Origin of the sequence: Chitinophaga jiangningensis, from assembly GCF_900142605.1 — a bacterium.
Lineage (GTDB): Bacteria > Bacteroidota > Bacteroidia > Chitinophagales > Chitinophagaceae > Chitinophaga > Chitinophaga jiangningensis.
The window spans coordinates 308,716-322,298 of record NZ_FRBL01000007.1 but is presented as its reverse complement, the minus strand read 5'-3'; the positions used below and the strand labels follow the sequence as shown (position 1 = coordinate 322,298).

General features: G+C 45.5%; 8 protein-coding genes. All 8 read left to right on the top strand.

What is annotated here, in order from left to right; genetic code table 11:
- The first annotated feature begins 97 nt into the window (after window positions 1–97).
- Complete coding sequence (locus BUB18_RS19495; protein ID WP_073084307.1) at window positions 98–1,528, top strand: glycoside hydrolase family 125 protein; 1,431 nt, start codon at window positions 98–100, stop codon at window positions 1,526–1,528.
- Window positions 1,529–1,624: 96 nt separating this feature from the next.
- Window positions 1,625–3,406 carry a MutS-related protein gene (locus tag BUB18_RS19490; RefSeq protein WP_073084305.1) on the top strand — a complete coding sequence of 594 codons (1,782 nt, stop codon included), beginning with the start codon at window positions 1,625–1,627 and terminating at the stop codon, window positions 3,404–3,406.
- A gap of 66 nt (window positions 3,407–3,472) precedes the next feature.
- Window positions 3,473–4,555: a PA0069 family radical SAM protein gene (locus BUB18_RS19485; protein ID WP_073084303.1), complete on the top strand. Its 1,083-nt coding sequence runs from the start codon at window positions 3,473–3,475 to the stop codon at window positions 4,553–4,555.
- A 750-nt stretch (window positions 4,556–5,305) separates the two neighbouring features.
- The gene (locus BUB18_RS19480) at window positions 5,306–5,872 is read left to right on the top strand and encodes a DinB family protein (RefSeq protein WP_073084302.1); all 567 of its coding nucleotides are present in this window, start codon (window positions 5,306–5,308) and stop codon (window positions 5,870–5,872) included.
- A 141-nt stretch (window positions 5,873–6,013) separates the two neighbouring features.
- A complete protein-coding gene (locus BUB18_RS19475; protein ID WP_083550315.1) occupies window positions 6,014–7,897 on the top strand; it encodes a transglutaminase-like domain-containing protein in 1,884 nt (627 codons plus the stop codon).
- A gap of 13 nt (window positions 7,898–7,910) precedes the next feature.
- Window positions 7,911–10,145: a DUF3857 domain-containing protein gene (locus tag BUB18_RS19470; RefSeq protein WP_073084299.1), complete on the top strand. Its 2,235-nt coding sequence runs from the start codon at window positions 7,911–7,913 to the stop codon at window positions 10,143–10,145.
- 794 nt (window positions 10,146–10,939) lie between these two features.
- Window positions 10,940–11,911 carry an AAA family ATPase gene (locus BUB18_RS19465; RefSeq protein ID WP_218588066.1) on the top strand — a complete coding sequence of 324 codons (972 nt, stop codon included), beginning with the start codon at window positions 10,940–10,942 and terminating at the stop codon, window positions 11,909–11,911.
- An 18-nt stretch (window positions 11,912–11,929) separates the two neighbouring features.
- Window positions 11,930–13,348: an RtcB family protein gene (locus BUB18_RS19460; protein WP_073084296.1), complete on the top strand. Its 1,419-nt coding sequence runs from the start codon at window positions 11,930–11,932 to the stop codon at window positions 13,346–13,348.
- Window positions 13,349–13,583 lie beyond the last annotated feature (235 nt).

The window sequence follows — 13,583 nt, the reverse complement described above, 5'->3', positions numbered from 1 at the left end:
ACAGGCTAGGAACGGGTTTAAATGAAATTTAGGCAAATCGATTTAGCAAATCCCGAAATCTTTGCTATTTTACACTTTCATAAACAACAAAACAGCTATGGTTGCAAGGAGAGATTTTCTTAAAAACGGTGCCCTGCTGGCAGGAGCCGTAAGTTTAGGATTGCCGAAAACAGTGTTGGGATGGGATGGGTATACTTCTCAGCGTCCGCCGATGGCACAACGCAAGTTCACCAGCGACGCGGTGGAGAAAACCATTGTGGCAGTAAAAAAGCAGATTGCCGACAATAAACTGGCCTGGATGTTTGAGAACTGCTTCCCTAATACACTGGATACCACTGTAAACTACAAAGTGGTAGATGGTAAACCTGATACATTCGTAATCACAGGCGATATCAACGCGATGTGGCTGCGCGATTCTTCCGCACAGGTATGGCCTTACCTGGCACTGGTAAAAGATGATCAGAAACTGCAGCAGCTGATTGCCGGCGTAATCCACCGCCAGGCCAAATGCATCCTGATTGATCCATATGCCAATGCCTTTAACGATGGCCCTACCGGCAGCGAATGGGAAAAAGATCTTACCGATATGAAGCCGGAACTCCATGAGCGCAAATGGGAAATTGATTCCCTTTGTTATCCGGTGCGACTGGCCTACCACTACTGGAAAAATACCAACGACACGAAAGTGTTTGATGATCAGTATAAAAAAGCGGCTCACTTAATTGTGAAAACATTTAAAGAGCAGCAACGTAAAGAGGGCAAAGGTCCTTACAAATTCCAGCGTGTAACAGCCTGGCAGTCAGACACCGTGCCTAACTCCGGCTACGGTTCGCCGATGCTGCCGGTAGGGCTGATTGTGAGTATCTTCCGCCCTTCCGACGATGCTACGGTATTCCCTTTCCTGATTCCTTCCAATATGTTTGCCGTGGTTTCCCTGCGTCAGTTGGCGGAAATCAGTGAGAATGTGTATAAAGACGCCGCCTTCGCGAAGGAATGTACCGCTCTGGCAGATGAAGTGGATCGCGCTATCAAGGCATACGCCATTGTGGAGCATCCGAAGTTGGGTAACATGTACGGCTTCGAAGTGGATGGCTACGGAAATCGTTTATTCATTGACGATACCAATGTGCCTAGTCTGCTCTCGATTCCATACCTGGGTTACACCACTGCCGATGACCCGCTGTACCAGGCTTCCCGCCACTTTGTATGGAGCACATTCCATCCATGGTTCTACCAGGGTAAGTTTGGAGATGGTGTAGGAAGTCCGCATACCGGTGAAAACTACATCTGGCCAATGAGCATCATCATGAAAGCACTGACCAGTCATGATAAGGAAGAAATTGCTGCCTGCATTAAAACCCTGCGTAACACGGATGGCAACACCGGCTTTATACATGAATCTTACCAGAAGGATGATCCCACCAAGTTTACCCGCAAATGGTTTGCCTGGGCCAATACCTTGTTTGGTGAGTTGATACTGAAAGTAAGTAATGAGTATCCGGAGCTGCTGAAAAGACAATACGCGTAAGCGGAATTCAGCCGATAACTTTGTATAGGAGCAGGAATCAAAGATTTGGATATCTTTGATTCCTGCTCCTTCTTATTTCTATATAATTCAGTACAAATGTCAGTAGCAACAGTATACCAGCAGCGGATCGATGCTTTTAAAGCAGATATAGCGAAAGAACAAAAAACCTCATCTTTACTTGCCTGGCTCCGTTTAGCGGCCTTTATTGCGGCGGTGTGGGGTGTGGTTCAGTTTATACGTTCGGGTTACAACCTGCCCTGGCTTTTGCTCACGCTGGCGGGCATTGTAGGTTTTCTGTTGCTGCTGAAGCGTTACATCAGGAGCCAGGATAAGCTACAGCTGTTTAAAGTATTGCTGGAACTGAATGAAAAGGAACTGGCACTGGTCATGGCCTATGTGGCGGGCTTTCCCGATGGGAGTGAGTTTATAGATGACCGCCATGATTTTACGGGCGATCTGGATGTTTTTGGTCCTGCATCTATATATCAGCATATCAACCGCACTGGTACCCTTTCCGGCAGCAGGAAGTTGGCTGATTCGCTGCGCAATCCTTTACAGGATGCCAGGTTGATCAGGGATACCCAGGAAGCGCTGCAGGTGTTAACGCCCATGGTGGATTTCCGTCAGCAGTTAACGGCTACGGCTACACTGGCAAAGGAAGAGGATCAGGACAAGAAGGAAATTAACCTGTGGATGCAAATGCCATTGGAGTTCCTGGGTAAACAAAAAATTAATTTATTGAGATGGGGGTTGCCCGTTGGCTTTGTGGCGGCGGTTTTCATCTATGCTTTTACGGGCGCTTACTACTGGATGCTGCTGAGCTTTAGTGCCAACTGGATGTTTCTGCTTACTTACCAGAAACGCATCCTCGCCCAGCATAACCTGATGGCGCATAAAGAGCGCATCCTCAGCAGGTTTGACAGTATTCTGCAGGAGGTGCGAACTGCTTCATTCGGTGGTGCGCGACTATTGCTGGAGCAGCAGGCGGTGGCTAACGAGGCTGATACAGCACTGAGAAAGCTGGCGAAAATCAGTTCTGCCCTGGATCAGCGTATGAATTTGCTGGTGGCGGTAATCATCAATCCTATCCTGATGTACGACCTCCATTGCATGGTGCGGCTCGAAAAATGGAAGGACGATCACCGGAGTGACATGAACAAATGGCTGGATGTAATTGCCCAAATGGAGGCCTGGGATAGCCTGGCTACCTTTGCTTACAACCATCAGGATTTTAACTGGCCGGAGGTGAAGGAAGGCAAACTGCTGGTGACTACCAAAGCGCTGGGGCATCCATTGATTCCGGTGGGAGAGTGTGTGCAGAATGATGGAGAGATCGGCACAAAGGCTGATTTCCTCATTATAACCGGCTCCAATATGTCCGGCAAAAGTACTTTTCTGCGGAGTGTGGGTAGTAATTTGCTCCTGGCCATGTGCGGTGCGCCGGTATGTGCACAGCATTTCGAATTTACCCCCATGCATATTATGACCAGTATGCGGATTAAAGACAGCATTGCCAGCCATACCTCGTATTTCCAGGCGGAGTTGCTCCGCTTGCAGCATATCATTCAACAGCTGAAGCAGGGCCGCAAGGTATTTGTGCTGCTGGATGAGATACTGAAAGGCACCAACTCCGAAGATAAGCTGACCGGCTCCCGGAGCCTGATAGAACATTTCATCAGCTATACCTGCCTGGGCATGGTGGCCACGCACGACCTGGAACTGGGGCACCTGGAAGATACCTATCCCACCCGTATCCGCAATTATTGCTTTGAGAGCACCATTAAAGACGATCATCTGTATTTCGACTATCGCATGCGGGAAGGTATTGCCCGTAATAAGAATGCGACGTTCCTGATGAAGCAGATGCAGATCATATAAAAAATCGCTGATAAAATTATATTGTATAACTAAATATTTTAGTAGCTTTACTAAAATATTTAGTGTATGACATTGCCATTCCAGGAAGGGATGTCTGAAAACCAGTATTATAAGGGCCGCGGAGCTCAGATCAATCCTAAAAACAAGTTTCTTGCAGGGGAGTATGTAAAGGAACATGTGGAAGGGATTGACGAGTGGTGGCAGGCAGATGTACCCACCCAGATTTTTGAAGAACATGCCAAAACCTTGGTAAATAAGGTGGATAGCCCGGATGTGGGTATGTGGTATTCCATGAATCCCTACCAGGGCTGTGAGCATGGTTGTATATATTGTTATGCCCGGAATGCCCATCAGTACTGGGGATTAAGTGCAGGCCTGGACTTTGAGCGCAAGATTATTGTGAAGCACAATGCGCCGGAACTGTTGCGTAAGTTTCTGGATAATAAAAACTGGGTGCCCAAGCCGATTTCCCTTTCCGGTAATACGGATTGTTATCAGCCGGTGGAGCGGAAAATGTGGCTAACCCGCCAGCTCCTGGAAGTATGCCTGGAATACAAACAGCCGGTGGGAATTATCACCAAAAACTCGCTGGTGCTGCGGGACCGGTACCTGTTGCAACAACTGGCCCAGCAAAACCTCGTATGTGTATATGTTTCCATTACCACGCTGCAGGAAGATCTCCGTCAGAAAATGGAACCCCGAACTACTACCGCAGCCCAACGCCTTAAAATTGTAAAGGACTTAAGTGACGTGGGAATCCCTGTGGGAGTGATGACGGCACCTATCATCCCGGGACTTAATGACCATGAAATACCGAAATTGATTGAGGCAGCTGCTAATAATGGTGCGAAATTTGCCGGTTACACCGTCGTTCGGCTCAATGATGCCGTGAAGATAATCTTCAACGATTGGTTGTATAAAAACTTCCCGGACCGGGCAGATAAAGTATGGCACATGATTGAAGGCATGCACGGCGGAAATGTGAACGACAGTGAATTCGGGAGGAGAATGCGGGGTGATGGCAATATCGCCGAACTGATAAGACAACAATTCAGGATTCATACAAAGAAGCACGGGCTAAACCAGGAACGCTTTGAATTTAATACGGAGGCGTTTAAGCGACCAACCTCGCAGCTGAGTTTATTTTAAACAGCATGGAGGTCCGGGGAAGTTGGGAACGGTTCGAATTTGATATAGCGCTGCTAATGAAGCCAGCGTAATAGATGTGTTAACGCTGGGTAGCATAAGGATGGGCGCTAACTGCGCTTATACGGCCATCATAGCGGTCGGGTTTTTATGGAGTAATAAAGTAGCTTTTGGGAAAGAGACAGGGTCAATGCTTTGAAACAAAGGTGCAACGTAGATTTAATGAACTAATTGTTAACTCTACAAAAAAAGTAGGGAAGAAATGTATGTGGATAAAAAATAAAAATTATCTTTGTTTCAATTGAACATAACTCGTGCAACTTTTATCAACATATAAGATCATCGCGCCGGCCTGCAAGCAAAAGCAGGTCAAGGGTATGATGCGGGCATGTTGCACCGATTGTTAACGATAGAAAAGTTATCAAACGATATAAACAAAGGTCCCGCAGTAAATCGCGGGACCTTTTGCTTTTGAAGCAGCCAGAGATGACGACATTGAAAAAGATTCAAGAGATAACTAAACATAAACATTGCACCGCGCAACGAGCGTGTTGCAAGCAGGATGGCTTTGCCTTAAAAAAGCCATACGGACCTCGTATGTAATTTTGTAAGCACCCTTACATTATTTGGCCTGGCTCGTATTTAGCCGGGCCTTTTTTTATGCCATTGGCAAAACCGAAACACAATTTTAGTAAATGTTATGTGCGGGACCTTGAAAGCCGGGAATGTACATAACCCCAAAAACGAAACACCATGAGGAACGTAATCCAAGTAGTAAGAGAGGCTTTACTCACCAATTTCAGGGAGTTAGACCAATGGTTTGAAAAAGATCCTGCCGTGCTGGACTTTAAACCGGAAGCCGACCAATGGAGCATCAGAGAAGTATTGGAACACATCACGTTAACCAACTATTTCCTGCTGCTCATTATTAACAAGGCTACACGCCGCGCACTGGACCGTAAACGTAACGGCCATACTGTTGTAGTGCCCGCCGATTATGAAGATAAGTTTGCTCAGATCGATGTGATCAGCAGCAAATCATTCGGATGGGTAAGACCCGAACATATGGAGCCAGAAGGCCTTAAAAGCCTCGCGGAAATTAAAGCAACACTCAAACAGCAATACGCACAATGCTGGTACAATGTATCCCTGCTCAAAAACGGTGAAGGAACCCTCGTGTTTACCAACATGTCCGTAAACCACCTGGGCAAACTGGATATTTACCAATACATCTATTTCCTTACCAAGCACATCGAACGCCATATCCATCAAATGCAACGACTGGAAAAGCAGTTCGAAGAAGACGCGGTATTCATATAACTTTTAGGTCGACCAATCAGGTCATCTATTATTGTTAATTCCCTGGTATGCTGATTATAGCCGGTAGTAAATCTGCCGGCTTTTTTTGTTACTTGACACATGAAATATTTTTATATATTTAAACGGTAATCAGTAACCCTTATGGCCAAAATCTGTCAATACCTATGCCTTTGCTATAGCATATTGCTTAGCAACCTTACCAGCTATGCCCAAAATAATACCGACAAAAACGTGGTCATACGGTCCCAGGAAGAACGCTACGAGTTTGTAGCCGCCAACGATGCAGCAAACCCTGTAAACATACAGCAGTCGCTGAAAGCAGCCTACGTATGCGAACAATACAGAACTACCATTCCCTTCGCAGAATTTTATGATGATAAGAGTAAAATAGAGGACGTAAGGGTGTATGTGGACAACGACCGGAGAAAAGAGGTGAAGCCGATTTTTGCCAACTACAGCATCGACAACATCTTTTATTCCGACGCTAAAATATGCGGGCTCCAACTGGACTTGATAAAAAAAGGAGTGGAAACCAGGGTGGAACTGGAAAAAAGTTTCCTCGATCCCAGGTACCTGACCAGCATTTACTTTTCTGAGCCCTATCCGGTTCATTCTAAAGTAATTGCGGTAGTGGTGCCTCGCTGGATGAAGATAGAAATTAAGGAAATGAACTTTGGCGGCCATAACATCTCCCTGGATAAAACTTACGACAACAAGAAAGATGCGGATATATACACCTACACGGCCACTAACCTGGCAGCCAGGGAAAATGATGCACAGGCACCAGGTCCGTCCTACGTATATCCGCACCTGTTAATGCTCCCTAAATCAGCCACCACCTCCAAAGGCACACAAACCTACTTCAATAAAACCGAAGACCTGTACGCCTGGTACCATTCCCTGGTACAACAAATCGGTGATGATGAGGCCATTATCAAACAAAAAGCCCTGGAAATTACTAAAGGCATTTCCAGCGACACCGCTAAGATTGTTGCCGTATACCAGTGGGTACAGGATAATATCCGGTATATCGCTTTTGAAGATGGGATTGCCGGCTTTAAACCGGAGGCCGCACAGTCGGTACTGCAGCATAAATACGGCGATTGTAAAGGCATGGCCAACCTCACCCGCGGACTGCTGAAAGCCTTGGGTTTTGATGCCCGCCTTTGCTGGATAGGAACAGATCACATCGCGTATGATTATTCCACCCCCAGTATGGCTGTGGATAACCACATGATTTGTGCGCTGAATTACAAAGGCAAACGATACTTTATAGATGCCACCGAAACTTACATCGGTTTTAACCAATATGCTCAAAGGATCCAAAACCGGCAGGTGATGATCGAAAATGATAAATCGTATATCCTTGACCGTATCCCTGACTGTAAGTATACCCAAAATACTGAGGTCGAAAAACGTACCCTTCGGGTAGATGGCAATGCCCTCGTAGGCACGGTGCAGCACCTCTGGGAAGGAGAAAGCAAGGAATACCTGCTCAACCGGGTAAACGGCACGCGTAAGGAAAAAATCAATGATGCCATGCTCCGCTTCCTGAATGACGATAACGATAAGTATGGTATCACCAATCTGAAAACTTCGGATGTTAATAACTGGAACCAGCAGCTGAGTATCAACTACGACCTCCGCTACCAGGATGCCGTAGCCGGCTTTGGGGATGATATGTTTATTGAAATGGACTTCCGTAAAGAGCTGAGCGATTTCACCATTGATACCACTAAACGTCGTGCTGATTACCTCTTTAGCTTCAAGCATCATGTGCGTCATGAAACTGACCTGGATATACCGGCAGGTTATAAAGCAGAATTACCGGCCAATTTAAATGTAGACCGCGACGGATATGCATTTCATCTCACCTATAAACAAACCGGATCAAAGGTGATTTATCAAAAGGAGATCATCATCCGTAATAACTGGCTGGCCAAATCAGCATTCAAACAATGGAACGAGGATGTTCAATTGCTAAACAAAGCCTACCTGGAACAAGTAACCCTTAATAAAAAGTAATATTCCCTTTACTATGCGACTATTTACCTTATCTCTGTGCTGTATACTGCTGTCGGCACTGGCAGTTGCCCAAAGCAGGAAAGTAACCGAGAAATACAATGCCCGCGCCGAGGCCGCACGGGCAGAAGTCTGGGGCTGGGATATCGCTGCCTTCAACAACCCCGACCTCTCGAAAATTGATACGAAGCAATCGGCTGTAGTGCTGGCCAAACATATTGATGTGAAATTACTCAGCACAAAAGATGTGAATACCAGCCTGATTAAATTTTATGTGAAACGTGACTTTTATTACGGTACTACGGTTCGTGAAATGGTAAAGATTAACGACAAGGTGGCGTTGGAAGAATACTCCCAGATTAGTTTTAATAAATTCAGAACCCTCAACGGTTTCAGGGCAAAGGCCACTACCATCATCGGCGTAAGAATTATTAAGCCGGATGGAACTATCAAAGAAATTCAAGTGGATGACGAATTAGTAACAGAAGAAGATGCAGATAAAAAGAAGAAAAGCAAACTGGCTATCCCGGATCTGCAGGTAGGAGATATCATCGACTATTTTGTATTGGTAGAAGAAATGAAGGCTACCGGCGAAAGTATAGATAAGCAAATGTTTGTTTTGGGAGATGATAAGCCAATTAAGCGATATAGTGTGCATACTGAAATCAGTGATAAGTTTGCGATAAGATACACCACGGCAAATGGTGCACCTGATTTTGCTATTCTGAAGCGGCCTGGTGAAACTACCTTTGACCTGGTGGTTTCTGACCTGCCTGCTTTGCCTACGCAGCTTTGGATGTCGCCCTACAGGCAGATTCCCAACATTCGCATGAACATTAACTATGGAGGATATTCTTATGGCTTCGGACTGCTGGTGCCTCCAGGTGGGTACAGCAGAAATATTAAAGATGGAGATGTTATTAACAGCTCTGAAATACTGGCGAAGGAAGCGTATAGGTACGCAGGTAGTCGTGGACCGGTTGAATATGTAGATGCTGTTCGTGATATGATTAAGATCTATCAGCGTGATAATGAGAAATTAAATAAAGATAGTATTCCTTACTATGTTTATTATGCTATGCGATACATGGTGTTTTACAGGGTATTGCCCCAAAGTCGCATTAATGTTGGGCTTGCCAGAAATATGCATGAGTCGAACAATATGCTGTTTATCAGCTTACTGGCGTTTACCCTGCGTGAGCTGGATATAAAAAGTGATGTGGTGCTGGCTACCAACCGCTACGGCCCTGAAAGCGGAGAGCTGCTGGATGCGACTGATTTTGAGTTTATATTAAAGACAAGAACTGCGAAGCCGGTGTACATGTCATCTGCCGGGGTGTTTTCGCACTGCAATAATTTTTCTACTGATTATGAGGGGCAGGATGCGCATGTGACGGACGTCGTGGGCGGCGCTCAGCGGAAGAATGATCCACCATTTGCCAGCAAGGTGAAAATTCCTTACAGCAAGCCCGAAGAAAATATTCGTCAGGAGCAGTATGCCATCTCCCTGGATAATAAGATGGAACAGCTGCTTGTAGACAGAACCACAACGGTTAAAGGAGCATTACGCACTGCTGCACAAAGGGATCTCCTTTTGTTTGAGGATTATTATGAATCAGAGCGAAAAGCGCTGGGGGTAAGAGAATCCTTTATGGAAGCATTTGCTGACAGCAGGAAAAATAAATCGCTTGCCGACGAATATACCAATGCATTTGCCGAGGCGCGGAAGGAACAACAGGAAGCTTTTGATAGTGATGTGAAAGATCAATTTGAGACAGCACCTAAAGCACCGGTTGCTTTTAAAGTACGTAACATGGCGCTGCGCCACGATCAGCCGGATTTTATATATGATACGAAGTTTAGCCTGGAAGGCTTCCTGAAGAAGGCTGGCAGTAGTTACATACTGGATGTGGGCAGATTAATCGGCGGACAATTAACGATCAAGCCTGAGCAGCGGGAACGTAAGGTAGATATATACGAACCGTTTGCACGTACGTATGAATACAATATCGACATCTCGGTACCTGCGGGATATAAGGTGGAAGGAGTGGATAAGCTATCAAGAAAAGTTGACAATGACTGCGGTTCGTTTATGGTTACAGGTGAGTTGACGGGTGATAAGCTGCACCTCACTGTGAGAAAGGTTTACAAGCATGCTTTTGAAAAAGCGGACAGCTGGAAAAGTATGTTACAAATGATTGATGCAGCGGCTGATTTTACTGGTCAGAAAGTGCTGTTTAAAAAAGCTTAAACAATGTTGCAAAAATATTCAAAAAATAATTTGTCAAAAATTTGCAATATCAAAATAGATACTATTATCTTTGCATCGTCAAACAATTACTAATTTAATAAACTGTAAAAAAATGAAACGCTTTAATTCACCTATAAACAGCACAGAGCAGGGCGCAGTCCTGATTGGCGGCTGGTTCCGGGCGTTTTATTATTACAGGTAGATAATATATTTGTATCAATAATTGAAGCCCGGGACCGTGAATCCCGGGCTTTTTTTATTGCCTGATTGCTGATGAAAAAAGCTGTAATCGAACAAAAACTTTGGAGCCATGAATGGTTGGTAGTAGCTGGAAGCAGCTTCCATCAAGCGTTTGGACATAGCTTTGCACATAAGCAGGCTAAACGGACAAGGTATGCCTTAACGTAGTATATGCGTTAACGTTAGTAACCCGGTCCGTGTAAAACGGACCGGGTTTTTTTATTTAACTGACTTATTGAGGAGGTACATAACACTGTAATGGCGGGGTATTCCTGCCCTGCCTTACATTTTGTAGCTGCTTTAAAAATATTCTTTTTTCGTCTCTGTTTGAATTAACCCAATTAACCCCCAGGTGGCTACAAAAGTGAAGGCCACTCATGATAAGGATGAATTGCCGGAGCAAAAAGCTCCGGTAAGTCTTTATCTAACTTAAACGAATAAACGAAATGGAAAACACATATAGAAACCCTGATATAAATAATTACTATTTGCCAACTAATGATTTTGTGCAAAGAATAAGTGTGTACATGCATCACTTTAACACGATGCCAAGTATGGACACTATTTACGGGCTGGATATGGATAAGGTCATAGGGTGGATAGAAGATACATTTGTGGCTGAAATACTACATGTATATAAGGATAAATATTATAACCGCGATAAGGATAAGTATTATTACTACAAAGCAATTTATGTTTTGAAAGATAACAGATTGTTGTATTGGGAAGCAAGTTTCCTTGAAATACTGCATGATGGATCGGATCAGGAATTTGTAAAGATGGTGAGTGACAAAGTGGTGCCAATGAAGGCAAAGGCCAAAAGGCAACCACATGAAATGAACCTGATTACATTGGAAGACGGAGCAATAGCACTGAAATCAATGGAGGTGAAACGCACGAAACTGGATTTGTCACTTTATTACGAAGATGATTTCCTGGCGGTGGATCAAACGATACAGCAGCGTCTCCGTAAAAACAAAGATAAGGGTATCGTGTTGCTGCATGGCATGCCAGGTACTGGCAAGACCACCTACCTGCGTTACCTGATTGGCCGGATTAAAAAGAAGGTGCTGTTTGTATCACCGGATATGGCAGAGAATATTACCAGTCCTTCCTTTATGAACTTGCTGATCGATAATCCGAACTGCGTGGTGGTGATAGAAGATGCAGAAAACATTATATTGGACAGGAAGATAACGGGGAGTTCATCCGTATCCAGTCTGCTGAACTTGTCTGATGGCTTACTGTCTGACTGTTTGAATGTACAGTTGATCTGTTCCTTTAACAGTGACCTGCGATCTGTTGACAGTGCGCTGTTGCGCAAAGGCAGGCTGATAGCCCGGTATGAATTTGGTAAGTTATCCGTAGAAAAGGCGCAGCGTTTATCTGACTCCCTGGGTTTTAACCAGATCATCCGCAGGCCCATGACGGTGGCGGAAATCACTAATCCGCAGGAAGCTGCGGTTGAAACAAAGCAGCGTGCGATCGGCTTCCGACGCGAGCTGGCAGAAGAATTAGTTAATTAATGAACCTCAATTAAGAAAATGGCAAAATTTAAAATCAACGGAAAATGGCTATTAGGTATTGGTTACCCGCAGGGGCCCGTTATCAGTGTAGCCATGAGCGTTATCAATACTAACTATAAACATTCCACAGAAGATGAGGTGCGGGAACTGCTGTTGCAGGTGTTGGCAGCGCCGCAGGATTATCTGGAGCATGCCTTGCTGGATAAGATTGCAGTGAAACTGTACCAGGAGGAAGTGGAGAAGCCTGCTATTATTCCTTTAAAGGAAGAGGCGGTGCCTTATACCGTTTACGGAGCCTCGTTTATCGATGAAGGTGCGGTAAAGCAGATGACTGGTGCCGTGCATTTGCCGGTGGCGGTGGCCGGGGCGCTGATGCCGGATGCGCATCAGGGTTACGGTTTGCCGATTGGTGGGGTACTGGCTACAGAAAATGCCGTGATTCCTTACGGTGTGGGTGTGGATATCGGGTGCAGGATGTGTTTGAGCATCATTGATTTACCGGAAACTGTTTTAACTGGTCAGTATGATAAGTTTAAGAAAGAGCTGGAAAGCAAAACTGTTTTTGGTGCCGGAGGTATTTTAAAGGCAGATAAAGATGACGCAGTGCTGGACCGTAAGGAGTTTGAAGAGATTCCGCTGTTGAAGCGGCTGAAGGATAAGGCGGTGATGCAGCTGGGGACATCCGGGTCCGGTAACCACTTTGTGGAATGGGGTATTGTGGAGGTTCTGGATGTGGAGAACAAATTGGATCTGCCACCAGGCCGTTATGTGGCGTTGTTATCGCATTCCGGTTCAAGAGGGATGGGAGCGCAGGTAGCCAATGAGTATACTAAGCTGGCGAGAGAGCTGTGTCCGCTGCCGCAGCATGTACAACACCTGGCTTACCTGGATCTGAATTCAGAAGCGGGGCAGGAGTACTGGCTGGCGATGAACCTGGCGGGTGATTATGCATCTGCATGTCATCACCTGATTCATAAGCGGTTGATTAAAGCAGTAGGTGGTAATATCTTATTGCGGGTAGAGAACCACCACAACTTTGCCTGGAAGGAGCGTTATGAAGGGAAGGACGTGATTGTGCACAGAAAAGGCGCTACTCCTGCCGGTGAGGGGGTGTTGGGAGTGATTCCGGGATCAATGACGGCTCCGGGCTTTATTGTGCGTGGCCGTGGCTACGAGCAGGGTTTGAATTCTGCCAGTCATGGTGCGGGTCGGCAGATGTCCAGAAGTAAGGCGTTGAAAAGCATTACCGGTCATGATTTACGGGCTGTGTTGAAAGAGCATGGGGTAACATTGATTGGTGGAGGTTTGGATGAGGCGCCGATGGCTTATAAGGACATTAATACGGTGATGGCTGCGCAGCAGGAGCTGGTGGATATCATTGGCCGTTTTACGCCTAAGATTGTGCGGATGGCTGATCCTGGCCCTTCGGAGGATTAATTTTTACAGATATATGCAATCATTCTTACCGCCATCGGAGTGGTTGCGCCGGGCCGGCATGTAATGTGTCGGCCTGTTTTACGTTATGCCCCTTTGTGTTATTAGTCTACTAAATTTGTAGGATAATTGAAATTTATTTTCTAATATTGTTTCAATTTACCACCACCAATTAACCGAATAATCGCAGGATTCAACTGGCATTCTGCTGGGAGTAAGAAGTTGTGAAGCTGCGAGC